A 23,125-nucleotide genomic window follows, 5' to 3' on the forward strand; every position below is an offset into this window, starting at 1 on the left:
TAGGCTGCGGTCCGCGAGTGATCACCGACCGAGGGGGGCGGGATGCTGACGTACCAGGACCTGACCGGGCCCGAACAGCGGGTGTGGGACGCCTGCGCCACGGGCGCGCCGGTCGACCTGCGCAGCGGCGCACCCGCCGAGGACGATCCGACCGGCGGCGCGGCCTGGGGCGAGGAACGCTCGGTGCGCGCCGAGGCGATCGCGACCGCCCTGCTCGGCGACGCCGGACCGGCCGGCCCGGTGCGCGTGCTGTACCTGACCGGGGCCCGCATCACCGGGAGGCTCGACCTGCGCGGGCTGACGGCCGCCGGTGAACTGCGTCTGGAGGGCTGCTACTTCGAGGAGCAGGTGGTGCTGCGGGACGCGACGCTGCGCTCCACCAGCCTGAGCGGCTGCCGCGTCCCCGGGATCGACGGGTGGCTGCTGAAGGTCGACGGCAACCTCTTCTTCGAGAAGGCCGTCCTCGACGGGCGGCTCACCCTCACCCGCGCGCACATCACCGGCGAACTGCGGCTCAGCGGAGCCCGGCTCACCGCCACCGAGTTCCTCGACGGGAGCGAGCCGGACCCGTCGCGCGTCTGGGCGCTGTGGGCCGGGGGCCTGGTGATGGACGGCGGCTGCTTCGCCCGGCACGGCTTCCACGCCCGCGGCGGGCTGCGGCTGGTCGGGACCCGGTTCAACGGCGGACTGTTCATGGAGCGGGCCCGCATCGACAACCCCGGCGGCGACGCGCTCACCGGCGACGACCTCAGCGCCTCCACCCTCGTGCTCGCCGACGGCTTCACGGCCACCGGCGCGGTCCGGCTCCCCGGAGCGGCGGTCCGCAGCCGGCTCTCGCTCGACGCCGCCGTCCTGGACGGTGGCGGCGCGGTGGCCCTGGACGCCAAGCGGCTGACCGCCGGGGACCTCCGGCTCACGCCGGCCGCCACCCCGGACGGCACCGTCGACCTCCAGGACGCGCAGACCGTCGTCCTGCACGACAACGACCACAGCTGGCCGGCCGACACCCGCCTCGACGGCTTCGGCTACGGCTCCGTCCAGACCTCCACCGGCGCCCCCGACCCCGTCGCCCGCCGACTGGCCTGGCTGGCCGCGCTCCCCGGCTACGCGCCGCAGCCCTACGAGCAACTCGCCGCCTGGTACCGGAGGATCGGCCACGACGACGACGCCCGCCGGGTGCTCCTGGAGAAGCAGCGCCGGCGCCGGCGCACCCTGCGGCTGCCCGGCCGGGTCTGGGGCCGGCTGCTGGACGCCACCGTCGGGTACGGCTACCGCCCCTGGCAGGCCGTGCTGTGGCTCGGCGGCCTCGCCCTGCTCGGCACCCTCGTCTTCCGCCACGGCGCGCCGCACGAGGTCAAGCCCGGCGAGAGCATCCCGTTCAGCCCCCTGGTCTACACCCTCGACCTGCTCATCCCCATCGGCGGGCTGGGCCAGCGCACCGCGTGGTACTGGACCGGGGCCCAGCAGTGGTTCGGCTACTCGCTGACCGCCCTCGGCTGGCTGCTCACGACGGCGGTCCTGGCGGGCATCAGCCGCACCCTCAACCGGGCCTGACGCCGCCGGCCAATCGGCCGAAGCCGGGGCCCGGGCCGGGGCCGGGGCCGGCCGCGCCCGGCGGGTGGGTCACCCGCCGGGCGCGGCCGCCGCAGCGTGCGCGGGTCAGCCGTTGGCCGGACCGGCGAGCACCCCGTTCACCAGGGTGCGGGCCTCCTCCTGGACCCGGGCCAGGTGCTCGGGGCCGTGGAAGGACTCGGCGTAGATCTTGTAGACGTCCTCGGTCCCGGAGGGACGCGCGGCGAACCAGGCGTTCTCGGTGCACACCTTGATGCCGCCGATGGCCGCGCCGTTGCCCGGGGCCTCGGTGAGCACCGCGGTGACCGGCTCGCCCGCGAGGTCCCCGGCCGTGACCTGCTCGGCCGACAGCCGGGACAGCAGCGCCTTCTGCTCACGGTCCGCCGGAGCGTCCACCCGGGCGTACGAGGGCGCGCCGAAGCGGTCGGTGAGGTCGCGGTAGTACTCGCTGGGAGTGCGGCCGGTCACGGCGGTGATCTCGGCGGCGAGCAGCGCGAGCAGGATGCCGTCCTTGTCGGTGGTCCACACCCCGCCGTCGCGGCGCAGGAAGGACGCCCCGGCCGACTCCTCGCCGCCGAAGGCGATCGAGCCCTCCAGCAGGCCGTCGACGAACCACTTGAAGCCCACCGGCACCTCGACCAGCTCGCGCTTCAGGTCGGCGGCGACCCGGTCGAGCATCGAGGAGGACACCAGCGTCTTGCCGACGGCCGCGTCGGCGGGCCACTCGGCGCGGTGGCGGTAGAGGTAGTCGACGGCGACCGCGAGGTAGTGGTTGGGGTTCATCAGGCCGCCGTCCGGGGTGACGATGCCGTGCCGGTCGGCGTCGGCGTCGTTGCCGGTGGCGATGGCGTACTCGTCGCGGCGGGAGATCAGCGAGGCCATCGCGGAGGGCGAGGAGCAGTCCATCCGGATCTTGCCGTCCCAGTCCAGCGTCATGAAGCGCCAGGTCGGGTCGGTGACCGGGTTGACGACGGTCAGGTCGAGGCGGTGGGTCTCGGCGATCCGGCCCCAGTAGGCGACGGAGGCGCCGCCGAGCGGGTCGGCGCCGATCCGCAGGCCGGCCGCGCGGACGGCGTCCAGGTCGAGGACGGAGACCAGGTCCTCGGTGTAGGCGGTGAGGTAGTCGTGGCGGCCGGTGGTGGCCGCGGCCAGGGCGCGCGCGTAGGGGACCCGCTTGACGCCGCGCAGGCCCTCGCGGATCAGGGCGTTGGCGCGGTCCTGGATCCAGCCGGTGGCCTCCGAGCCGGCCGGGCCGCCGCTCGGCGGGTTGTACTTGAAGCCGCCGTCGCGGGGCGGGTTGTGCGAGGGGGTGACGACGATGCCGTCGGCGAGCGAGTGCGGGTTGCGCCGGTTGTGGGTCAGGATCGCGTGCGAGACGGCGGGGGTCGGGGTGTAGCCGTCGGCGCTGTCCAGCAGGACGGTCACGCCGTTGGCCGCCAGCACCTCGACCGCGGTGGCCTGCGCGGGCTCCGACAGCGCGTGGGTGTCGGCGCCGAGGAACAGCGGGCCGGTGATGCCCTCCGCGGCGCGGTACTCGCAGATCGCCTGGGTGGTGGCGGCGATGTGGTCCTCGTTGAACGCGGCGTCCAGCGAGGAGCCCCGGTGGCCGGAGGTGCCGAACGCGACCCGCTGGCCGGGCTCCTCCGGGTCCGGGTGCAGCGTGTAGTACGCCGTCACCAGCCGCGCCACGTCCACCAGGTCGCCCGGCTGCGCCGGCTGTCCGGCCCGTGCGTGTGCCATCGTCTACTCCCACTGGATTTCTCGCCGTGCGCCGGCCCGCAGCCCGACGCTTCCTTGCCCCGTGCTCACCGATCGTAGCCAGTGCACGACCGGTCGCCGAACCGGGGCGGCCCCGTCCGGGTGGCGGGCGGCCGGGTGCTCAGGCGGGGAGCTGCTGCCGGTGGGCTTCCAGGGCGGGCGCGACGCTGGTGGCGAGGAACTCCGTCACCCGGTACGCCACCAGGCCCTCGACGGCGAACGGGTCGGTGGCCGCGAGCGCCTCGATCGCCGCCCGGTCCTCCCCCGCCGCGAGGATGACGCCGCCGTCGCGGGGCACCTTGCGGCCGGAGGCGAGGAAGGTGCCGTTCCCGTAGTGGCGGCCGAGCCACTCCACGTGGGCGGGCAGCAGCGCGTCGATGCGGTCCAGCGGCGCGGTGTAGGTCAGCTCCAGGACGAACATGCGGCCGAGCCTATCCGGTCCCGGTCCGGGGCGGTCCGGTGGCGGCCCGGGGCCGGAAGCGCACCGCCCCGGGCCGTGGGTACGGCCCGGGGCGGTCACCGAGGTGGGCGAGGATGGATTCGAACCACCACAGCCGAAGCGGGGGCTTTACAGGCCCTTGGGCTCTCCCAGGCCCAGCTCGCCCTCGGTTGTCGTTCCTTGATCCCGACGACTCCACTCTCCCTCGATCACCGGGGCCGGACAACCGGATTTCCGGCCACCGCGCCCGTCCGCCCGTGCCCGGACGGTCCGCCGTTCCCGCTGGCCACCGCGCCGGGGGCGGGGCCGGGAGGTGTCCGGATCTTGTCCCCACCGCCCGACGTGGTGTAGACCGCTCCCCACCCCGACCCGACGGCGGACCGGACGGACCGTCACCGAAGTGTTCAGGTCGGGCCTATTGCGCGTGTACGTGCCGCCTGCGATACAACACTGCTCATATGACGATTGATCGGAGATTTCTGTAATGAGCAACTCAGCCCTGCCCCGCCGCAGTGTGATCGTCGGCGCGGCGGCCACCGTCGTCGGCTGGAACACCGTCGGCCGCTCCTGGGCCGTCGGGGCGGCCGACGCCGGCACCGCCGAGACCCCGGCCGGGGCACCCGCCGGCGCGGCCGACGCCACGTTCGCCGCACTGCCCCGGCTGGACGGGACCCTGGCGGCCGACGCCGGGACGCTCGCCCGGTTCGGCGGGGACTTCGGGCACCTGGTGACCTCCGCGCCGCGCGCCGTCCTGCACCCGGGCTCGGTGGGCGACGTCGCCACGCTGGTCGCCTTCGCCCATCGCCACCGCATCCCGGTCGCGATGAACGGCCAGAGCGGCACCGGCGCGACCGGGCTGGAGTCGCACTCCAGCTACGGCCAGGCCGCCGCCCGCGGCGGCGTCGCGATCGACGCCCGCGCGCTGAACCGGATCGTCCGGATCACCCCCGGCCGCGCCGTGGTCGAGGCGGGCGTCACCTGGGCGCAGCTGACCGACGCCGCGCTCGCCCAGGGCTGGATGCCGCCCACCCTGACGGACTACCTGCACCTGTCGGTCGGCGGCACGCTGAGCGTCGGCGGCATCGGCGGCGGTGTGCAGCGGTACGGCTTCCAGACGGACACGGTCGAGTCGGTGGACGTGGTCACCGGCACCGGCCGGCTGGTGACGGCCTCGGCGAGCACCAACCGCGAGCTGTTCGAGGCCGTGCTCGGCGGCGGCGGGCAGGCCGGCCTCATCGTCCGGGCCACCCTGCGCCTGGTGCGGGCCCACGAGCGGGCGCTGGTGCTCAACCTCTTCTACGACGACCTGGCCGACTACCTCGCGGACCAGCGGAAGCTGATGCTGGAGCGGCGCTTCGACCTGCACGTCGGCGATGTCTCGCGCAACGCCGCCGGGACCGGCTGGCGCTACAAGGTGGAGGGCGTCGTCCACTACGACGGCACCGCCGCGCCGGACCGGGCCGCGCTGGTGCGCGGCCTGCGCTGCGTGGCGGCCGACACCACGTTCCTGGACCAGACCGCACGCGAGTACGCGTTCCGGGTGGACGCCTTCGCCGGGTACCTGCAGTCGGCCGGGCTCTGGTCGCAGCCCAAGCCGTGGCTGAGCCTGTTCCTGCCCGCGTCGACCACCGAAGCGTTCATGCGCGAGGCCACCGCGCTGCTGACGCCGGAGGACCTGGGCGCCGGCCTGCTGCTCTTCTACCCGTTCCGCACAGAGGTGTTCACCCGGCCGATGACCGTGATGCCGGAGGAGCCGGTCGGCTTCCACTTCGACCTGCTGTCGTTCCCCTTCCCGGGCGCCGACCACGCCGCCGCGCTGCGGCGCAACCGCCGGCTGTACGACCTGGCGGTGTCGCTGGGCGGCAAGCGCTACCTGATCGGCGCGATCCCGGACGTCACGCGCACCGAGTGGCGCCGCCACTACGGCGCCCAGTGGGGGCGCGCGGTGGCCGCCAAGCACCGCTTCGACCCGGCCGGGATCCTCACCCCCGGCCAGGGCATCCACTCCTGACCCCGCACGCCCGACACCCGTCCGCCGCACCCCGCCCGTGGTTCACGGGGGTGCGGCGGACGGGCGGCGCACCAGGCGGTGCGGGCCGACGGCGGCCTGGGGCTCCCGTCAACCCTCGCGTTACGGTGGGGCCATGAGCTACCGCCACCCCGCCCGCGAGCAGATCCGGATCGAACACGTCCTGACCGCCCTCGGCAACCCGGTCCGCCTCTCCGCCGTCCGCATCCTCGACGGCGGCGGGTCGCACAACTGCGGGAGCGTGCTCACCGCGATCGGCATCACCGCCAAGTCGACGATGACCCACCACTGGCGGGTGCTGCGCGACAGCGGCGTCATCCACCAGCAGCCCTCCGGCCGGGAGAACCTGCTGCGCCTGCGCCGCGACGATCTCGACGCCCGCTACCCGGGCCTCCTCGACGCCGTCCTCTCCGGCGCCCGCGAGGACGAACGCCAGGAGGAACGCCAGGAGGAACGGCAGGACGAACCGCACGAGGCACGCCGGAACCCCGCCGCCGGCTGACGTGCGCGCGGACCACCCGCGGGCGTGTCAGACGAGCGCCAGGCTGATCTGGTCGTTGAAGACCACCCAGTGCTGACCGCGGTCGTTGACGTCGCACGGCTTCACCGAGACGTTCGGGGTGCCCCAGGCGTCGGCCAGGCAGTAGGCCGGCGCGAAGGTGAGGGAGATCTGCTGGCCCGAGACGGTCCAGTACTGCCCCTGGTCGGTGGGGTCGCAGGGCTTGGTCGAGAGGTTCGGGCTTCCCCAGGCGTTGGCCAGACAGTAGGCCCGCGCATTGCTGAGCGAGATCTGCTGGCCCGCGAGCGTCCAGTGCTGGCCCTGGTCGTTGGCGTCGCACGGCTTCGTGGAGACGTTCGGGGTGCCCCAGGCGTCGGCCAGGCAGTAGCGGCCGGGGATGCGCGGGGACGGCGTGGCGGTGTCGGACGCCCCCGCCTGACCGGTCGGCAGGAAGGACGCCGTCAGCGCCAGCGCGGCGACGGCGAGGGTCTTGCGGAGTGCGACGGCCATGGGGGTGGGCTCCGTTCTCTCACGGTGGGAGGGCATGCGACGCACGCGCCATCAGGGGGGATTCGTCGGCTCGGGCCCGAGCGCACGGTCATTGGTAGCACCGATCGCCGGCCGGCGACCGGATCCGAGCGGCGCGTTCATCCGAATGCGTGGCGGACCGCGCCGCACCCTGACTCCGACGGTCAGTCAGGTTGACGCCCTGGACGCCGATTTGCTTCCTCCACGGCCATGACCGGCCTTGCCGTTGATGATTGACGCATCGTCACTCCGCGACGGGCGACGCTCAGCCGGCGGCGCGCGCCGGACGCAGGGTCAGCGCGAGCAGCAGGCCCAGCAGCATCCCCGCCGCCGTGAGCAGGACCACCAGGAACCCGCCGTCCGCCGTGGCGCGGGCCAGCTCCCCGCTGCCCGGCCCGTCGGCGCCCGCGTCGGCGACGGCGGTGAACAGTGCGAGGCCGATCGCGTTGCCGAGGTTCATGGTGGTCGACGCCGCGCCCCCGGCGATGCCCTGCTCGTGGGCGGCGGTCCCGGCGGCCGCCGCGATCCACATGGCCGTCCAGACCACGCCCTGGCCGACCCCGGAGACCACCAGCCCGGGCAGCAGCGCGAGGTAGCCGGCCTCGGCGTCGAACCCCGCGGCCAGCACCGCGGTCCCGGCGGCGCCGACCGCGAACCCGCCGAGCAGGGTGGGCCGCAGCCCGGCCCGGGTGGTCAGCCGCTCGCCGAGCTGGGTACCGGCGGCGATGGCCAGCGAGGGGGCGAGGAAGGCGAGCCCGGTCTGCAGCGCGCTGTAGCCGTGCACGCTCTGCAGGAGGACGGTGAGGAAGTACGGCAGGACGCCGAAGGTGGCCATGTAGAGGAAGGTGATCGCCGCACCGGCGCTCAGGCTGCGGTTGCGGAACAGCCGGAACGGCATCAGTGGGTCGGCACTGCGGGTCTCGATGACGCCGAAGGCGGCGAGCAGGACGAGCGAGGCCGCCAGGGTGCCGAGGATCCACGGATCGGCCCAGCCGCGCTCGGGACCCTCGACCAGGGCGAAGACCAGCAGGGTGGCACCCGCCGTCACGGTCAGCGCCCCCGGCAGGTCGAAGCGGCGGCGCCCGCCGCGCGCCGGGTCGGGCGGGATCACGAACACCGCAGCGATCGCGATGGCCCCGGCGAGCGGCACGTTGACGAAGAACACGGCGGGCCAGCCGAACCCCTCCGTCAGCACCCCGCCGAGCAGGGCACCCAGGGTCAGTCCGCTGGCGCCCGCCCCGCCCCACACCGCGAGCGCGCGGTTGCGCCGCGGCCCCTCCTCGAACAGCGTGTTGACCAGCGAGAGGATCGACGGGAGCAGCAGCGCCCCGCCGACCCCCTGGACGATGCGGGCGCCCACGATCAGCTCGGGCGACCGGGCCAGCCCGCCGGCCAGCGAGGACAGCGCGTAGAGAACGAGCGCCCCGATGAACACCCGCCGCCGCCCGAGCAGATCGCAGGCGCGGCCGCCGAGCAGCAGGAAGCCCCCGGCGAAGACGACGTAGGCGCTGACCACGAGTTGCTGGGTCTGGCCGGGGAAGCCGAGGTCGGTGCCGATCTCGGGCAGGGCGACGAAGACGATGTTGAGGTCCAGGGCGAACACGGTCTGCCCCAGGGCCAGCAGGAACAGCGTCCAGCCCGGGCGGGCGGGACCGATCGGTGTCACGGGCATGCGGAGGTACTCCTCGATCTCGGTGAGGCCGCGGCATCTGACGGTACGTATATTCACGTACGATCGAACGATCGGGCAACACCGGTCCGTCCCGGCACCTCGGCCGGCGCCCCTGCCAGCGGGAACGGCCGAGTCAAGCCACCTGGCGATGATTTGATCCGGCGTCACCTCCCCCGCCGGTGCACGGCGACGGCCCCCGGAGGAGGACGCGCGGGGCGTGCGGCCGATGCGATCGTGGTGCCGACGGCCCGGGCCGCCGGGCGGGAAGGGGCGGGCACCATGACCATCGTTCAGGCTCGGACGTCGCACCTGCGCGACCGGCTGGGGACGCGGCTCGCCGCCGTCGCCCTGGCCGGGGCCACCGTCCTCGCCCTCGCCCCGGCGGCGGTGGCGGCGGACGCCCCGGCCGCCGGAACCGGGTCCACGGCGGAACGTCGTCCGCGCGTCGACGGACAGCAGGAGCTGCGGGACCTCGTGGACCACGGCGGGATGACCGCCGCGCTCGCCGAGATCCGCATCGCCGGCCGCTCCCCGTGGCGCGGCGCCGCCGGGACCGCCGACCTGGCCACCGGGCAGCCGGCCGGGCCGGACGGCCGATTCCGGATCGGCAGCGTGACCAAGACCTTCGTGTCGACGGTCGTCCTCCAACTGGTCGGCGAGGGCCGGATCCGGCTGGACGACCCGGTCGAGCGCCATCTGCCGGGCGTCGTGCCGAACGGCGCGGCGATCACCGTCCGGCAGCTGCTCAACCACACCAGCGGCCTGTTCAACTACACGGACGACGAGCGCTTCCAGATCAGGAGCGAGGCGGACCTCCAGGACTTCGTGTACGGGACGTGGCGCTACCGGGACTACCAGCCGCAGCAGTTGGCCGCGGTCTCCGCCGAGCACCCGCCGTACTTCGCGCCCGGGACGGGCTGGCACTACTCCAACACCAACTACGTCCTCGCCGGCATGATCATCCGGAAGGTCACCGGGCACACCTGGCAGCGCGAGGTCGAGCGCCGGATCGTCCGGCCGCTGCACCTGGACGACACCCTGTTCCCGGGCTCCGGGACCGGCTTCGGCGGCCCCCACGCCCACGCGTACGTCGACATGCCGACCGGCCCCGCCGACGTCACCCGGCTCAACCCCAGCCTCGTGGACGCGGCCGGCAACGGCATCTCCACCACCGCCGACCTCGACCGCTTCCACGCCGCCCTGTTCGGCGGCAGGCTGCTGCGCCCGGCCGAGATGGCCGCCCTGACGGACACCGTGCCGACCACCATCGACGGCGGCCGGTACGGACTCGGCGTGCTCCGGCTCGACCTGGGCGAGGGCTGCGAGCCGGCCTGGGGCCACGACGGCGGCCTCCCCGGCTGGAGCACCCTGCTGCTGGGCAGCCGCGACGGGCGCCGGCAGTTCGCCCTGTCGCACAACCCGTTCCTGGGCAAGGACACCTCGGCGAGCGGTCAGCCGATCGGCTCGCTGATCGTCAAGACCCTCTGCGACCCGCCGGCCGGCGCGACCGCCCTCGCGGCCCCGCCGTCGCTGCCGCCCCTCCCCCTCACCGGCCCCGACCTCCGCCTCGACCGGACGCCGGCCACCCGCTGACGCCGCCCCGCCCCCCGGGCCGGCGGGAGAAGCCTCACGGCTGCGGCGCGGGCCCGAGCGGCTCGCAACCACCCGGGACCCGGTCCCGGCCCGCGGTCGGCGGGTCGGACCGGTAGCCCTCGTAGTCATTCCACCCCGCCGATCGGGCGAGCTGTTCCCAGCTCGGCCAGGTCCCGCCGGACGCTTGCCGGACGAGTTCGCCCTGCATCGTGAACGGCGGGGCCTTCCGGGGGTTTTCGCGGGCCTGGCCGACGACGGCGTCGTGCAGGACCGCCGCCGCGTGCAGGCGTGGGAACGTCCGGTGGACGCGGTCCGCGTATCCGGGCGGGAGCTTCTCCGGCGCACCACCCAGGTCGAAGCCCGCGCCCACGGCGACGAGGGCGATCTCCGGGCGCTTCCGCTCGGCGAGTTCGCGGTCCATGTGCAGCGCGATCGCGTCCCACACCACCTCCGCGCGGTCCGCCGCCACCCCCTCCCCCGTCAGGAAGCGGACGGCGAGGTCGGCGCCGTCCAGCTCGAACCGCTGATCGCCGTTGCCCTCCGCGCTGAGCCCGCAGTCGTGCAGGATGCAGGCCAGGAAGAGCAGTTCGTCGTCGTAGTCGTGGTCCGCCCGCAGACCGCGCCGCTCGCCGAGCAGGCGTCCGTAGAGGTACGTCCGCACGCTGTGGTGGAAGAGCGCGGCGGGCAGCAGGCCCCGGGCGTAGGTCAGGGTGCGGCGCGCGAGACCGGTGGTCGGGAGCGCCAGGTCGTCGGTCATGAGCTCGGGGTCCGTTCTCCTGCCGTCAGCAGCAGGTAGGCAAGGGCGACGAGTGCCAGGCCGGCGGCCGTCGCGTACATCGCGGTCGCCCCCGGCCCGGCTGTCAGGCCGCCGACCAACGTACCCGAGCCGATCCCTCCGTAGACCGCCGAGGAGTTCAGCGCGACCACCAACGGGGCCTCGCCGGGAGCGGCCGCGATCAGGCGGTGTTGCTGCGGCGGGGTCTGGCACCAACTGCCCGCGCCCCAGGCGATCATGAGCAGTCCGACCGGCACCGGTGCGCGCGTCCCGCTCGCGGCCAGGGCACCGAGGCCGGCCAGGCCCCCGGCCATCACCAGGTAGCCCGCCGTCAGCACCCTGACGCCGCCGAGGCGGTCGGTGGCGAGGCCGGCCGCGAGGTTGCCGAGGACCGCGCCGACGCCGTACAGGGCCAGCGCCCACGACGCGCCCCCGGCCGTCAGGCCGACCGCCGCCAGGGCCGGGACGCTGTACGCGTACACCGTGTACGCCGCCGCCATGCCGAGCACGGTCAGCGGCAGGATCGCCCGTACCGCCGGGCGGCGCAGCACGGCGAGGCGTGCGCGCAGGGGGACGGGCGGGCCGCCCGGCAGGGACGGCAGCAGCACGGCGACGGCCCCCGCGACCAGCACCGCCAGCCCCGCCACCGCGCCGAGCGCCCAGCGCCAGCCCGTCCACTGCCCGGCCAGGCCGCCGAGCGGTACGCCGAGGGCCGTGGCCACGGTCAGCCCGCCCACCACCGCGGCCAGCGCCCGGGCCCGGCGCTCCGGGCGGACCAGGAAGGCGGCGACGGCGCCGGCGTTGGGGGTGAACGCCGCCGCGGCGGCCGCGGCGGCGACGCGGGAGGCGAGCAGCACGGCGAGGTCCGGCGCGAGGGCGGAGGCGAGGTTGGCGGCGCCGAGGCCGAGGAGCGCGCCGACCAGCAGGCGGCGGCGCGGCAGCCGGGCGGTCAGGGTGGCGAGCACCGGGGAGAGCAGCGCGTACGCCGCCGCGAAGACGGTGACGGCCTGTCCGGCGGTGGCCGTGGAAACGCCGAGGTCGACGGCGAGTTCGGGCAGGAAGCCGGCCACCACGAAGGCGTCGGTGCCGACGGCGAAGGTGCCGAGCGCCAGCACCGGCACGGCCCTCGGCGCGGCACCGGACCTCGGCGGGACCTCGGCCCTCGACGGAACCTCGGACCCTAACGAGACATCGGACATCCCGATTCCCCTCCCGGAAGGGGCCCGGCCGCCCGGCCGGGCCCGTGATCGACGTGCGGTCAGGAGCCGAGGCGCTCGTGGTACCGGCGGATCCGGTCCGGGGCGCCGGCCGGGCTGACGGCGAGCAGGTCGGCGATCGTCTGCGCGGCCAGCTCCCGTCGCCAGGCGAGTTCGGCCCGCCGCATCGCCCCCGCGACGCCGCAGGGCTCGGCGAACTCCCCCGCACGCGCCTCCACGCCCGCGCCCCGCTGCCGGATCTCGGTGCAGCGGAACGCCTCGGTCGTCCCCTCGACGGCCGCGACGACGTCCATCAGGGTGATCCGCTCGGGCGCCCGCCCCAGCCGGTACCCGCCGCGCGCGCCCGCCACCGAGGCCAGCACCCCGGCCCGCACCAGCGGCTGCAGCCGCTTCTTCAGGTACACCGGCGGCAGCTCGAAGATCTCCGCCAGCCGCCCGGCCGGGATCGGCGCCTGCTCGTCGAGCCACGCCAGCGCCAGACAGCAGTGCAGCCCCCACTCGACGCCTTCGCCCATCAGCACAATCGGGATACTACCCGTCCCGATATTCCCCGTCACCCCGTCGCCGGAAGGTGCGGCGGTAGGTGTCCGGCGGAACCCCGACCGTGCGGTGGAAGTGGCGGCGCAGCGTGGTCGCCGTGCCCAGGCCCGAGGCCGCGGCGATGCTGTCGACGCTGTCGTCCGTCGTCTCCAGCAGTTCCTGCGCGCGGCGGATCCGCTGCGTCAGCAGCCACTGCAGCGGGGTGGTGCCGGTCACCGCGCGGAAGTGGCGGCCCAGGTGGCGCGAGCTCATGTTCGCCCGGCGGGCGAGGTCCTCCACGGTGAGCGGCAGGTCCAGCCGCCGCATGATCCAGGGAAGCAGCTCGGCCAGCGGGTGGCCGTCCCGGGCGGGCACCGGTGTGACGACGAACTGGGCCTGGCCGCCGGCCCGGTGGGGCGGCACGACCAGGCGGCGGGCGACCACGTTGGCGACCGCCGAACCGTGGTCGCGGCGGACCAGGTGCAGGCACAGGTCCATGGCCGCGGTCTTGCCCGCGGAGGTGAGCACGGTGCCGTTGTCGACGTAGAGCACGTCCGGGTCGACCTTCACCCGGGGGTAGCGCGCGGCCAGTTGCCCGGTGTGCGCCCAGTGCGTGGTGGCGTGCAGCCCGTCCAGCAGCCCGGCGGCGGCGAGCACGAAGACGCCCGTGCACAGGGAGACCACCCGGGCGCCCGCCTCGTGGGCCGCGCGCACCGCCTCGACGAGCTCGGCCGGCGGCTCGCCGTCGACCTCCGCCAGGGCGGGGACGATCACGGTGCCGGCGTGCGCCAGGCGGTCGAGCCCGCAGTCCGGCTCCAGCAGGAACCGGCCGGCCCGGACGGCCCGGGTGCCGCACAGGCTGACGTCGTACCAGGGGCCCGGCACGGCGTCCGGGGGCGAGCCGAAGACCTCGTAGGCCAGGGCCAGCTCGAAGTGCAGCATCCCGTCGGTGGCGGCGATCGCGACGGAGCGCGGGACCGGACTCATGTCCGGAAGTGTACGGCTCATGGCGTTCCGGACACTGGGCTCCGGTCGGCGGCCGGGACAGGATCTCCTCGGCGGATCACTTCGAGGACGTGGGAGCGGACATGGAACCGGGTCGGAACGTGGCGGTGTACGGGGCCTACGGGCACACCGGGCGGTTCGTGGTCGCGGAACTGCACGAGCGCGGGTACCGCCCGCTGCTCGCCGGTCGCGACCCGGACAGGCTGCTGGCACTGGCGCAGGCGCAGCCGGGCTCCGAGGCGCGCCGGGCGTCGGTCGACGATCCGGCCTCGCTCGACCGCGCGCTGGACGGCGCGGCCGCCGTGATCAACTGCGCCGGCCCCTTCGCCACGACCGCCGCCCCGCTGGTGGAGGCGGCGCTGCGGGCCGGCATCCCGTACGTCGACGTGGCCGCCGAGATCGAGGCGAACCTCGACACCTTCGCGCGCTTCGCACGGCGCGCCGTCGCCGCCGGCACCGTGGTGGTCCCGGCGATGGCCTTCTTCGGCGCCCTCGGCGACCTGCTGGTGACCACCGCGCTGGGCGACCGGACGGCCGCGGACGAGGCGCACATCGCCTACGGACTGAGCAGTTGGCACCCCACCGCCGGAACGCTCGCGGCGGGCGCGGTCTCGGCCCGGCGGCGGGGCGGGCGCCGGGTCCGCTACACCGGCGGCCGGCTGGAGCACCACGACGACGCCCTGCCGCTCCTGGAGTGGCCCTTCCCGGCTCCGCTGGGCCCGCGCAGCGTCCTCGGGGAGTTCACCATGGCGGACGTCGTCACCGTCCCCAGCCACCTGACCGTTCCGGAGGTGCGCACCTACATGACGGCGCGGGCGGCCGCGGACCTGTCCGCTCCCGGCGCTCCGGCACCGGCCGCCGTCGACGGGCGCGGCCGCTCCGCGCAGACCTTCGTGGTCGACGTCCTCGTCCGCTCCGGCGGTGCGGAACGCCGTGCGAGCGCCGCCGGCCGGGACATCTACGCCGTCAGCGCGCCGCTCGCGGTGGAGGCCGTCGACCGCATCCTCACCGGGCGGACCAGGGCCACCGGCGTCGTCTCCGCGGGTGCGGTCTTCGACGCCCCGGACTTCCTGCGCTCGCTGTCCGCCCACCTCTCGCTGCGACTGCCCGAGTAGTTGACCCCGAGGTCAAATAGTCACTACGGTGGCCGCATGGGCAGGCCGAGGAGCTTCGATGCGGACGTGGTCGTCGCGCGGGCGATGGACACGTTCTGGACCAAGGGCTACGGCGACACCTCCCCCGCCGACCTGGCCGAGGCGACCGGCGTGGCCAAGGGCAGCCTCTACCACGCCTTCGGCTCCAAGCGCGAGCTCTTCGCCAGGGCGCTGGACCACTACGGCCGGACGGGCACGGCGGCGGCCGAGGAGTTCCTCTCCCAGCCGGGCACCGCCAGGGAACGGATCCACGCGTACTTCACCCTGCTCGTGGACCTCGACCTGGACGGGCCCGTCCGCCGTGGCTGCCTGGCGCAGAACACGGTCGAGGAGCTCGGCGGGCGGGACGAGGAGGCCACCCGCGCGGCGCACCGCATCGAGGAGCGCATGATCGAGCTGCTCACGGCCCGCATCGAGCGGGGGCAGCGGGAGGGCGACGTCGACCGGGGCGTCGACGCCCCGGCGCAGGCCCTGTTCCTCCAGACCACCCTCGCGGGGCTGCGGGTCATGGCCAGGACCTTCGACCGGCCGGCCCTGCATCGGGTCATCGACACGGCCCTGACGGGCCTCTGAGGCACGGCGCCCGACGTGGCGCCGTTTTTTGCGCCCTAATTTTTGACCTTGAGTTCAAGAATCATCGTGCGAAGGAGAGAACATGGACCTCGGCATCAGCGGGAAGACGGCTCTGGTCACCGGAGCAAGTCGCGGCATCGGCCTCGCGATCGCCCGGACCCTGGCCGCGGAGGGGGTCCGGGTGGTGGGGGCCGCCCGGAGCGTCACCCCCGAGCTGGAGGAGGCCGCCGCCGCGACCGTGCGCGTCGACCTGAGTACCCGTGAGGGGGCGCGGTCGGTCGTCCACCAGGCCCTGGAGGCGGTCGGCGGGATCGACTTCCTCGTCAACAACGTCGGCGCCGGCGATCCGGAACAGCTCTCCCTCGGCGGGTTCCTGGACACCGACGACGAGCAGTGGCAGGGGATCTTCGACCTCAACCTGTTCAGCGCGGTGTGGACCACGAAGGCGGCACTGCCGAGCATCCTGGACCGCGGCGGCGCGATCGTGAACATCTCCTCGATCAACGCCCGGATGCCCACCGGTTCGCCGGTCGGCTACGCGGAGGCCAAGGCCGCGCTCACCCAGTTCGGCAAGCGGCTCAGCGAGGAACTGGCGCCGCGCGGGGTCCGCGTGAACACCGTCTCCCCGGGCCCCACCGCCACTCCGCAGTGGACCGACCCGGACCGTCTCGCCGGCAAGGTGGCCGCCGCCTCCGGGGTGAGCCACACCGAACTGCTGGCGAACCTCCCCGGGCAGTTCGCCATCGCCTCCGGGCGCCTCACCGAGCCCGGGGAGGTGGCGGACCTGGTCGCCTTCCTGCTGTCCGAACGCGCCGCCAACATCCACGGCGCCGACCACGTCATCGACGGCGGCACCATCAAGACCGTCTGACGGAGGTTCCCCGGGCCGGCGGGCCGGCGGTCAGTTGTCGTCGGTGACGGCCAGGGCGTCCGTGATCAGACGGGTCGCGAACTCCTGGTCGTCGCCGACGATGCGGTTGATGTGCTCGGCGAGGATGACGGCGGTGGCCTCCAGCGGGTTCAGCTCGGCGCGGGTCCAGTCGCCGTACTGGGCCCGCCAGAGGTTGGGGCTGAGGCCGGTGCCGGCGGCGATCAGGAGGCCCGCCATGGTGGGGACGACCTCGGGGCGGAAGGTGTTGGGCATCATCCGCATGGTGGCGACCAGGGTCGGCACCACGTGCTCGATGACGTCCTTGTCGTGCCGCTCGCAGACCGTCCGCAGCCAGTCCATGTACATGTAGATGAGCGTGCAGACGCCGTCCAGCAGCTCGTCCGCCTCCTCCGGGCCCATCGAGGCGGCGAACTCGTCGGTCAGCCGCTGCTGTTCGGGGTCGACGCCGGTCCTGCCGTCGTAGATGGCCTTGAGCCGGGAGTCCATCACCATGACGGCGGTGCTCACATCGCCGGCGCGGGCGTAGGCGGGGTCACAGGGCGACGACACAGGAGTCCTCCTCGACGGCCGCACCGGGTAGCGGCGCATGTTCGTAGGGTAGTCCTCCCCGGGAGCGCGGTCCGCCTAATCCCCCGGCCCGCCCAGGGGGTGGACGCGGGGCCGTCAGCCGGTGGTCACCCGGAGGTTGGCGAGCAGGGTGGAGCCGTCGGCGGAGGTGGCGAGGACGCGGCCGGAGCGGTGCCAGTGGGTGACGGCGCCGGCGTGGTGGCGCAGGCCGATCCGGGGGCCGGCGGCGTCGGGGAAGCGCAGGGTGAGCGTGGGGGCAGAGGCCTGGCCGGTGCCGGTGTCCACCCGCAGGTCCGCGCCTTCGGGGACGGTGAGCGCCCAGTGGTCACCGTCGGCGGCGGGGCCGGCCGAAGCCCGGCCGTCGATGCGCAGTTCGGTGTCCGGGCGCTCGGAGGTCCAGCACAGGAGGGTGTGGTCGTCCGGCGCCGTCGCGGTGGCGGCGCCGGGGCCGGCGGTGGCGGTGGCGGTGAGCAGGCTTCCGGCGGCGAGGGCGACGGCGGCGAGGGGCTCCACCGCGAGGGCGTCGTCCACGCGCAGGCGCCCGCGCAGCTCCCAGCCCGGAAGGTCCCAGCGCCACACCTCGGTGAGCGGGGAGCCGTCGGGCAGCGGCGAGCGGACGACGGCCGCGCAGCCGCCGGGGGTGCGCGAGATGCCGCCCACCAGCCGCTGGTCGCCGCCGAGTTCGCGCCACACCACGGTCGGGCGCGGGGTGAGGGTGTCGAGGACGACGAGCTCGCGCCCGTCCGAGGCGATCAGGTGCCGGCCGTCGAAGGACGGCGCGAGCTGCCGGGCCCGCAGGGTGGTCCACGGCCGGACGGTGCGGGTGGCGAGGTCGAGGCGGGCGAAGCCGCGCAGCTCCGGGCCGTGGTCCTCGACCAGCAGGGCGCTGCCGCCGTGGTCGGCGAGCACGAGCCGGTCGGCGGGGGTGTCCCAGCGGGCGCGCACACGGCCGTCGGGGGCGAGCAGCCGGACCCCGGCCTGGCCGCAGGCGACCAGCAGGGATCCCGAGGCGAGCCGGGCGGCGTCCAGCACCGGCAGGGTGCCCGGCCGGTCGGCCGCGGTGTACCGGCGGGTCGCGGCGGGCGGGAGCGGCCGGGGCCGGGGGCGGGCCAGGTCGGCGGCCGTCAACGGGTCGGCGCGGCGCAGCAGCCGGTCGAAGAGCGCGTGCTCGGTGATCGCGCCCGGGCCGCTGCCCCGGGCGCCCCCGAAGCCGCCGTCACGGGCGGCGGCCCGGGCGGCGGCGGTGGCGAGTTCGCGGTCGGTGGCCGCGTCGGCGGCGGGCAGCTCGGCGAGCGCGGTCGCGAGGGCGGAGCGGCCCGTGGTGTGCGGGTCGCCGTCGCCGTCGAGGACGGCGCGGGCGAGGGCCCGGGTGGCGTCTCCGGCGTCCAGGGCGAGCAGGTACGGCAGCGCCCGGCCGCGGACCGGGCCGCCGAGGGCGACCGCGTCCCGCAGGTCGGCGGCGATCGTCGGGCGCAGGGCCGCGTCCGGCCAGGCCGCCTCGACGGCGCCGAGCCGGTCGCCGGCCGCGCGGCAGTGCTCGGCCCAGGCGGCGCGCAGGGCGCGGGCGGCCTGCGGGTCGGTGGCGGCCAGGCGCTCGACGGCCCGGGCGAAGACACCCCGGCGGTGAGCGGTGCGGACGGCGCGCTCGTGCTCGCCGGCCCGCCACCAGAGGCGCACCACCTGGTCGCCGGGCAGGTTGCGGCCCTCGGCGAGTTCGGCGGCCTGGGCGGGGCGCTCGTGCCGGTCGAGCAGGGCGACGGCCTCGGCGGGCGCGTCCAGCAGGTCGGCGAGGACGAAGGCGGCCTCGTCGATCCGCCCCTGCTGTTCCAGCCGCTCGGCGGCGTGCCGGTAGAGCGCGCTGAGGTGCTGGTAGGCCGTGGGGCCGCTGAACGGGGTGACCGAGGCCTCGGGACCCTCGGCCGGGGTGGGGCGCAGGGCGCCGGTGAAGCGCTTGGGCAGGGAGAGCGAGAGCCAGACCCGCGCGGTCCCGCCGCCGCGGTGCCCGGAGGCGAGCGGCAGGGCGTCGCGCAGGGCGTCGTCCCAGCGGTGCTGTTCGAAGGCCCGGGTGAGGTCGCGCAGGTAGCGGGCGTGCCGTCCGCGCAGCAGGCGGGCGGCGGGGGTGCGCAGGGTGAGGCGGGCCAGCAGGTGGCCGAGCCGGAGCGAAACGGTCCGGCTCGGGACGGCGGCGCCGTCGGCGGGGGCACCACCGGCCGGGGTGCCGTCGGCGCGGGTGCCGTCGGCGCGGGTGCCGGTGCCCGCGCCCCCGGCCGCGCGCCGGCCGAAGAGCAGCGCGTACGCGAGGGCCGCGACGGCCGCCGCGACCACCACGCCGCCCGGGTCGATGCGGTGGTCGTCGAGCAGTCCGAGGCCGTAGAGCACCACCAGCGACAGGGGCAGCGCGATCATCAGGACGACGACGACCGCCGCGGTGCGCTCGTCGACGGCGGTCTCCGGACCGCGCCGCCGCCGGGAGCGCGCCCCGCCGCCGGACGGCGCGCCGGAGGTCAGCCGCCGGGCCCGCCCGGAGGCGGGCCGGATGCCGGCCGCCGCCCGCAGGTCCGGCCGGGGCCGCGGCGGCAACGACTCCTCGACGGGCGCCGCCTCGGGCGCCGGGGCGACGCCGAGCGGGCGCGGGCGGTGCAGGGTGAGGCCGGTCAGCAGCAGCCAGCCGGACGGGTCCACCTCCGGAAGCCGGTCGATGGCGTGAACCACCGTCGCCCCGGCCCGGACGAGCGCGAGTTGGCCGGCCGTGGCGCCGGGCGCGGCCCCGGGGGCGGCCAGCGCGCCGCGCCCGGTGCGCTCCAGCGGCAGGCCGGGAGCCCGGTCGGCACGCACCCGGACCGGCTCCGGAAGCGTCAGCAGCCATCGCCCGTCCGGCAGTTCACGCAGCCCCGCGCCGTCGCACCAGAGGCCGAGGACGCGCTCGGCGGCCTCCGCCGGACCGGTCAGCGGCACATCCAGGACGAATCCCGCGGCGTTCACTCGTCACTCCCGAGCACCTGGTGGATCCGGCCGGACAGGGCGCTGCCGACCACCAGCCGCCCCATCGAGGTCTCGGCCGCGATCAGCGGCAGGGTGGGGTGCACGGCGGGCGCGACGCTGCCGCCGGAGAACCGGCTGAGGGTGCGGACCCCGTCGGTGCGGATCGCCCGGACCAGCCGGCCGCCGGGCGACCAGGTGATCAGCGCGGGCTCGTGGCCGACGTGGACCAGGCCGAGCACCTCGGCCTTCTCCCGGAACGCCAGCCGCCGTTCGTCACCCCGCGGGGTCCGCGCCGTCCAGTGCTTGCCGTCCTCCGACCAGGCCGCCGTCCCGTCCGCGTGCAGCAGGTGCCGGGCCCGCGCGGCCTCCGGCGGCAGGGCGCGGCCGAACAGCCGGGGCTCGCGGAACCGGTCGAAGCCGCGTTCGCGTTCCGTGCCGTACCCGACCGGACCGTCGTCGGTGACCGTGGCGTCGGGGGCGATCCGCCGCCAGCGTCCGGCGAGCGGGACCAGCAGGTCGTCCCCGGCGCGCAGCAGCGGCAGCACGGGGCGGTCCGCCAGCCGCGCCACCAGACCCTCGTCGAGGCCGAGCCGGGCCGGGTCGAGGGAGAGTTCGGCGGGCCCGGCGAGCGGGCGCCCGATGACGTGGCGCAGCACCCGGCCGCGGTGGAGGTTCAGGGTGATCAGCCGCCGGCCGGTGCGCCCGGCGGCGATCACCCGGCCGTTCAGCCGGTGCGTCCTGGACTGCACGGCGCCCCGGTGCCGCTGCTCGACGTCGCGCACGTCCACCGAGCGGAGCGTTCCCGCGTCCCGGCCGCGGGCGAGCAGGAACGGCGCCTCGGTGGTGAACGCGGGCAGCGACCGCCCGGACGGTCCGGTTGTCGGCGACGGCCCGGCCGCCGTCGGGCCGGTGCGCCGGAACTCCGCGCCGCGCAGCGTCCGGACGGCGATGTCGGCGGCGGGCAGCGGCAGTTCGAACTCCGCGCGGTCGAGCCGGACGGTGACGTGGGTGGCGCCCGCCGGGCCCCAGCGGGCCGGCTCGCTCACCAGCACCCGGGGCAGGGCGGGGAGCCGGTCGGCGAGCCGGGGAGAGGTGAGCAGCCAGGCCCGGTCGGCGGCGTCCAGCGTGGCGGCCGCGAACTCGACGTCCTCGGGGGTGGGTTCGGCGGTGCGGCGGGCCGCGAGCCAGGCGGGCAGCAGGTCGGCCGGCTCGCCGCCGAACCAGTGCACGGGCTCGTCGCCGAGGACGCCCACCAGCAGGTCGCCGCCCCGGGCGGCGGCCCGGCGGTGCAGCACGAGCAGCGCGGCCAGCTGGACCAGCCGCCCGGCGCCGGCCTGCGAGGGCCCGGCGTCCACCATCGCCACCGTCCGGCCGCGCGGCTTCGCGGTGCGGAACTCCGGTTCGAGGTAGAGGAGTTCACGGTCGGCGAAGCGGCGCAGGAACTCCTCGGGATGCTCCTCGGCGAGCAGCCACTCGGAGGGCAGCAGCCGGTCGGGCGGCCCGGAGCGGCCGAGTCCGCCCAGGCCGTCCGGCTCCCCCGGGCCGTCGGTCACCGGCTCGCGCTCGGCGACCAGCGCGTCGAGGCGGCGCAGCAGCGGCCCGAGGGCGGCGGCGAGTTCGGGGGTGAGCGCGGACAGCGCGCCGGCCCAGGGCGCCAGGGCGGCCGGGAGGCGGGTCCCGCTCATCGTCCGGCCTCCCCGGTCCAGGGCGTGAGCGCCTGCGGGTCGGTGGCGGGGGCCGGCGGGGCGGCGACGAGGGCGTGGTCGGGGGTGAGCACGCAGAGCTCGCCGGGTTCGGCGCCGAGCGCGGCGCGCCAGAGCGCGGCGGCCGGCCGGGGGCGGGCGGTGGTCGGGACCAGCAGTTCGCCGTCGCGGCCGAGGTAGCGGGCGCCGTCCGACCACGGGAGGTCGTCGGGCTCGCCGAGGACCAGCAGCGCGGTGGCGTCGGCGAGCACGCCGAGCCGGGCACCGTCGGCGAGCCGGGCGCGGGTGGCGACGGCCAGCGCCGCGACGGCGTCGCCGACGGCGAGGACGGCGGCGGCGGGCAGCGGCGGCTCGCGGCGTTCCCAGCCGAGCGCCACGGCGGGTGGGGCGGGGCGGGCGGCCGTCACGAGGGAGCGACCGCGGCGACGAGTTCGGCGCGTATGCCGGCGAGCGCGGCGGGCAGGTCGGCGGGGGCGAACCCGGCGTCGATCTCGCGCAGCGCGGCCTCCAGGCGCAGCCGGGAGTCCCGCCCGTCGGGCAGTCCGCGGTGCTCGGCCAGCAGGGCGGCCCCGGTGCGGGCGAGCCGTTCGGCGCGGGCGGCCGTGCTGCGGGAGAGTTCCTCGGCGGCGTGCGCGAGGGATGCGTTGGCGGCCTTCTCGACGAGGTCGGCGAGGGTGTCCCGGGCCAGCGCCTGGGTGTCGGCGGTGGGGGCGACCAGCGGCAGCACCCACAGGTCGCGGGCGGTGGCGACGCCCCGCCCGTCCAGCACGGCGGCGGCCGCGACCAGCCGCTGCGAGCGGACGGCCCGCCGGTCGCCGACGGGCACTCCGGCCGCGCGCAGCCGGCGCAGCGCGGTGGCGAGCAGCGGGGTGACGTCGTCGAGGTCGCAGCCGCGGGCGGCGTCGGCGAGGCGGTCCAGCGCGCCGAGCAGGTCCCCCGCGCCGGCCGGAACGGGGGCGGCGGGCCGCCGTCCGGACTCCAGCAGCTCCTCCAGCCGGGCGTCGACGACCGGCTCGACGAAGACCCGGGCGAGGAAGCGGTCGGCGAAGGCGGCGAGCGCCGGGTCCTCCGGCAGGTGGTTGGCCGCGCCGACGCAGACCCGCAGCGGGCTGGCGAGGACGGTGCCGCCGCGCCGGAAGACCCGTTCGTTGAGCAGGCCGAGCAGGGTGTTGAGGACGGCCGTGGAGCCGAGGAAGACCTCGTCGAGGAAGGCGATCTCGGCCTCGGGCAGCATCCCCGCCGTCTCGAACTCGACCCGGCCCTCGCGCAGGCTGCGCAGGTCGACGGGCCCGAACAGCTCGTTGGGTTCGGTGAACCGGCCGAGCAGGTACTCGAAGTAGCGGCCGCCGAACTGACCGGCCACCCGCCGCACGGCCTGCGACTTGGCGGTGCCGGGCGGGCCGACGACCAGCAGGTGCTCCCCGGCGACGGCGCAGAGCGCGACCGCCTCGGCGACCGTCTCGCGGTCGACGAGGCCGCGCCCGGCGGCTTCCACGGCGGCGGCGATCAGCTCGGCGTCCCGGCGGAGCGCGGCGGTACGGGCGTCGGGCGGGGTGCTGGTGTCGGTCACGAGCACCGGAGTCTACGGGGGCCCGATCCACCGTCACCAGCGGGTTTCGGCGGGGGCCCGCCGGGGGCGGGGCGACGG

General features: G+C 76.0%; 20 protein-coding genes and 1 tRNA gene. 7 read left to right on the forward strand and 14 right to left on the reverse strand.

Going from position 1 to position 23,125, the window contains the following annotated elements; all coding sequences use genetic code 11:
- The first annotated feature begins 42 nt into the window (after nt 1-42).
- Nucleotides 43-1,554 carry an oxidoreductase gene (locus ACFVVL_RS12235; RefSeq protein ID WP_380298569.1) on the forward strand — a complete coding sequence of 504 codons (1,512 nt, stop codon included), beginning with the start codon at nt 43-45 and terminating at the stop codon, nt 1,552-1,554.
- A gap of 105 nt (nt 1,555-1,659) precedes the next feature.
- On the opposite strand, the gene pgm is transcribed toward ACFVVL_RS12235, so the two are convergent.
- The 3 genes from pgm to ACFVVL_RS12250 all read right to left on the reverse strand — a co-directional run bounded on the left by pgm (nt 1,660) and on the right by ACFVVL_RS12250 (nt 3,935).
- Nucleotides 1,660-3,312, reverse strand: a complete 1,653-nt coding sequence (pgm, locus tag ACFVVL_RS12240; RefSeq protein ID WP_380292103.1) for a phosphoglucomutase (alpha-D-glucose-1,6-bisphosphate-dependent) — start codon at nt 3,310-3,312, stop codon at nt 1,660-1,662.
- Nucleotides 3,313-3,451: 139 nt separating this feature from the next.
- Nucleotides 3,452-3,751 carry a YciI family protein gene (locus ACFVVL_RS12245; protein WP_387673844.1) on the reverse strand — a complete coding sequence of 100 codons (300 nt, stop codon included), beginning with the start codon at nt 3,749-3,751 and terminating at the stop codon, nt 3,452-3,454.
- A gap of 104 nt (nt 3,752-3,855) precedes the next feature.
- Nucleotides 3,856-3,935, reverse strand: a tRNA-Tyr gene (locus tag ACFVVL_RS12250).
- Between the two features lie 318 nt (nt 3,936-4,253).
- Between ACFVVL_RS12250 and ACFVVL_RS12255 the strand changes: the two genes are divergently transcribed.
- Together ACFVVL_RS12255 and ACFVVL_RS12260 are read left to right on the forward strand one after the other, a co-directional pair.
- Nucleotides 4,254-5,780, forward strand: coding sequence for an FAD-binding protein (locus tag ACFVVL_RS12255; RefSeq protein WP_387673847.1), 1,527 nt, complete (start codon nt 4,254-4,256; stop codon nt 5,778-5,780).
- 133 nt (nt 5,781-5,913) lie between these two features.
- The gene (locus ACFVVL_RS12260) at nt 5,914-6,300 is read left to right on the forward strand and encodes an ArsR/SmtB family transcription factor (protein ID WP_387673850.1); all 387 of its coding nucleotides are present in this window, start codon (nt 5,914-5,916) and stop codon (nt 6,298-6,300) included.
- Between the two features lie 27 nt (nt 6,301-6,327).
- Here the strand turns inward: ACFVVL_RS12260 and ACFVVL_RS12265 are convergent, their stop codons facing one another.
- Both ACFVVL_RS12265 and ACFVVL_RS12270 read right to left on the reverse strand, forming a co-directional pair.
- Nucleotides 6,328-6,807 (reverse strand): ricin-type beta-trefoil lectin domain protein, encoded by a 480-nt coding sequence (locus tag ACFVVL_RS12265; protein ID WP_380292095.1) that lies wholly within the window; start codon nt 6,805-6,807, stop codon nt 6,328-6,330.
- Nucleotides 6,808-7,090: 283 nt separating this feature from the next.
- The gene (locus ACFVVL_RS12270; protein ID WP_387673854.1) at nt 7,091-8,497 is read right to left on the reverse strand and encodes an MFS transporter; all 1,407 of its coding nucleotides are present in this window, start codon (nt 8,495-8,497) and stop codon (nt 7,091-7,093) included.
- A gap of 279 nt (nt 8,498-8,776) precedes the next feature.
- On the opposite strand from ACFVVL_RS12270, the gene ACFVVL_RS12275 reads away from it, so the two are divergent.
- A complete protein-coding gene (locus ACFVVL_RS12275; RefSeq protein ID WP_387673857.1) occupies nt 8,777-10,090 on the forward strand; it encodes a serine hydrolase domain-containing protein in 1,314 nt (437 codons plus the stop codon).
- 34 nt (nt 10,091-10,124) lie between these two features.
- Here ACFVVL_RS12275 and ACFVVL_RS12280 read toward each other — a convergent pair whose 3' ends face one another.
- From ACFVVL_RS12280 to ACFVVL_RS12295, 4 genes are all read right to left on the reverse strand, one after another.
- Complete coding sequence (locus ACFVVL_RS12280; protein ID WP_387673860.1) at nt 10,125-10,847, reverse strand: HD domain-containing protein; 723 nt, start codon at nt 10,845-10,847, stop codon at nt 10,125-10,127.
- Nucleotides 10,844-11,980 (reverse strand): MFS transporter, encoded by a 1,137-nt coding sequence (locus ACFVVL_RS12285; protein WP_387673862.1) that lies wholly within the window; start codon nt 11,978-11,980, stop codon nt 10,844-10,846. The genes ACFVVL_RS12280 and ACFVVL_RS12285 overlap by 4 nt, the downstream gene beginning before the upstream one ends.
- Nucleotides 11,981-12,123: 143 nt before the next feature.
- Nucleotides 12,124-12,597, reverse strand: coding sequence for an RrF2 family transcriptional regulator (locus ACFVVL_RS12290; protein WP_380292105.1), 474 nt, complete (start codon nt 12,595-12,597; stop codon nt 12,124-12,126).
- Nucleotides 12,598-12,613: 16 nt separating this feature from the next.
- Nucleotides 12,614-13,588, reverse strand: coding sequence for a helix-turn-helix domain-containing protein (locus tag ACFVVL_RS12295; protein WP_387673865.1), 975 nt, complete (start codon nt 13,586-13,588; stop codon nt 12,614-12,616).
- Between the two features lie 101 nt (nt 13,589-13,689).
- On the opposite strand from ACFVVL_RS12295, the gene ACFVVL_RS12300 reads away from it, so the two are divergent.
- The 3 genes from ACFVVL_RS12300 to ACFVVL_RS12310 all read left to right on the forward strand — a co-directional run bounded on the left by ACFVVL_RS12300 (nt 13,690) and on the right by ACFVVL_RS12310 (nt 16,204).
- Complete coding sequence (locus ACFVVL_RS12300; RefSeq protein WP_387673868.1) at nt 13,690-14,721, forward strand: saccharopine dehydrogenase NADP-binding domain-containing protein; 1,032 nt, start codon at nt 13,690-13,692, stop codon at nt 14,719-14,721.
- Between the two features lie 36 nt (nt 14,722-14,757).
- Nucleotides 14,758-15,333: a TetR/AcrR family transcriptional regulator gene (locus tag ACFVVL_RS12305; RefSeq protein WP_387673871.1), complete on the forward strand. Its 576-nt coding sequence runs from the start codon at nt 14,758-14,760 to the stop codon at nt 15,331-15,333.
- A gap of 82 nt (nt 15,334-15,415) precedes the next feature.
- Nucleotides 15,416-16,204, forward strand: a complete 789-nt coding sequence (locus tag ACFVVL_RS12310) for an oxidoreductase (RefSeq protein ID WP_387673874.1) — start codon at nt 15,416-15,418, stop codon at nt 16,202-16,204.
- A 30-nt stretch (nt 16,205-16,234) separates the two neighbouring features.
- On the opposite strand, the gene ACFVVL_RS12315 is transcribed toward ACFVVL_RS12310, so the two are convergent.
- The 5 genes from ACFVVL_RS12315 to ACFVVL_RS12335 form a co-directional block, all read right to left on the reverse strand.
- On the reverse strand, nt 16,235-16,774 hold the full coding sequence (locus ACFVVL_RS12315; RefSeq protein WP_380292077.1) for a hypothetical protein: 540 nt from the start codon (nt 16,772-16,774) through the stop codon (nt 16,235-16,237).
- A gap of 114 nt (nt 16,775-16,888) precedes the next feature.
- On the reverse strand, nt 16,889-19,774 hold the full coding sequence (locus ACFVVL_RS12320) for a bpX6 domain-containing protein (protein WP_387673877.1): 2,886 nt from the start codon (nt 19,772-19,774) through the stop codon (nt 16,889-16,891).
- Entirely contained in the window at nt 19,771-21,459 is a 1,689-nt protein-coding gene (locus ACFVVL_RS12325) for a hypothetical protein (protein WP_387673880.1), read from the reverse strand. Before ACFVVL_RS12325 ends, ACFVVL_RS12320 begins: the two co-directional genes overlap by 4 nt.
- On the reverse strand, nt 21,456-21,884 hold the full coding sequence (locus tag ACFVVL_RS12330; protein WP_380292071.1) for a hypothetical protein: 429 nt from the start codon (nt 21,882-21,884) through the stop codon (nt 21,456-21,458). Before ACFVVL_RS12330 ends, ACFVVL_RS12325 begins: the two co-directional genes overlap by 4 nt.
- Entirely contained in the window at nt 21,881-23,047 is a 1,167-nt protein-coding gene (locus ACFVVL_RS12335; RefSeq protein ID WP_380292069.1) for an AAA family ATPase, read from the reverse strand. The genes ACFVVL_RS12330 and ACFVVL_RS12335 overlap by 4 nt, the downstream gene beginning before the upstream one ends.
- Nucleotides 23,048-23,125 lie beyond the last annotated feature (78 nt).

Origin of the sequence: Kitasatospora sp. NPDC058115, from assembly GCF_042884635.1 — a bacterium.
In the GTDB taxonomy this organism is placed as follows: domain Bacteria; phylum Actinomycetota; class Actinomycetes; order Streptomycetales; family Streptomycetaceae; genus Kitasatospora.

Bases quoted from the DNA above. Each gene is read 5' to 3' on its own strand.
- ACFVVL_RS12245 (WP_387673844.1), bottom strand. From the start codon at position 3,751: ATGTTCGTCCTGGAGCTGACCTACACCGCGCCGCTGGACCGCATCGAC.
- ACFVVL_RS12310 (WP_387673874.1), top strand. From the start codon at position 15,416: ATGGACCTCGGCATCAGCGGGAAGACGGCTCTGGTCACCGGAGCAAGT.
- ACFVVL_RS12290 (WP_380292105.1), bottom strand. From the start codon at position 12,597: ATGGGCGAAGGCGTCGAGTGGGGGCTGCACTGCTGTCTGGCGCTGGCG.
- ACFVVL_RS12260 (WP_387673850.1), top strand. From the start codon at position 5,914: ATGAGCTACCGCCACCCCGCCCGCGAGCAGATCCGGATCGAACACGTC.
- ACFVVL_RS12235 (WP_380298569.1), top strand. From the start codon at position 43: ATGCTGACGTACCAGGACCTGACCGGGCCCGAACAGCGGGTGTGGGAC.
- ACFVVL_RS12325 (WP_387673880.1), bottom strand. From the start codon at position 21,459: ATGAGCGGGACCCGCCTCCCGGCCGCCCTGGCGCCCTGGGCCGGCGCG.
- ACFVVL_RS12305 (WP_387673871.1), top strand. From the start codon at position 14,758: ATGGGCAGGCCGAGGAGCTTCGATGCGGACGTGGTCGTCGCGCGGGCG.
- ACFVVL_RS12275 (WP_387673857.1), top strand. From the start codon at position 8,777: ATGACCATCGTTCAGGCTCGGACGTCGCACCTGCGCGACCGGCTGGGG.
- ACFVVL_RS12300 (WP_387673868.1), top strand. From the start codon at position 13,690: ATGGAACCGGGTCGGAACGTGGCGGTGTACGGGGCCTACGGGCACACC.
- ACFVVL_RS12265 (WP_380292095.1), bottom strand. From the start codon at position 6,807: ATGGCCGTCGCACTCCGCAAGACCCTCGCCGTCGCCGCGCTGGCGCTG.
- pgm (WP_380292103.1), bottom strand. From the start codon at position 3,312: ATGGCACACGCACGGGCCGGACAGCCGGCGCAGCCGGGCGACCTGGTG.
- ACFVVL_RS12255 (WP_387673847.1), top strand. From the start codon at position 4,254: ATGAGCAACTCAGCCCTGCCCCGCCGCAGTGTGATCGTCGGCGCGGCG.
- ACFVVL_RS12270 (WP_387673854.1), bottom strand. From the start codon at position 8,497: ATGCCCGTGACACCGATCGGTCCCGCCCGCCCGGGCTGGACGCTGTTC.
- ACFVVL_RS12280 (WP_387673860.1), bottom strand. From the start codon at position 10,847: ATGACCGACGACCTGGCGCTCCCGACCACCGGTCTCGCGCGCCGCACC.
- ACFVVL_RS12295 (WP_387673865.1), bottom strand. From the start codon at position 13,588: ATGAGTCCGGTCCCGCGCTCCGTCGCGATCGCCGCCACCGACGGGATG.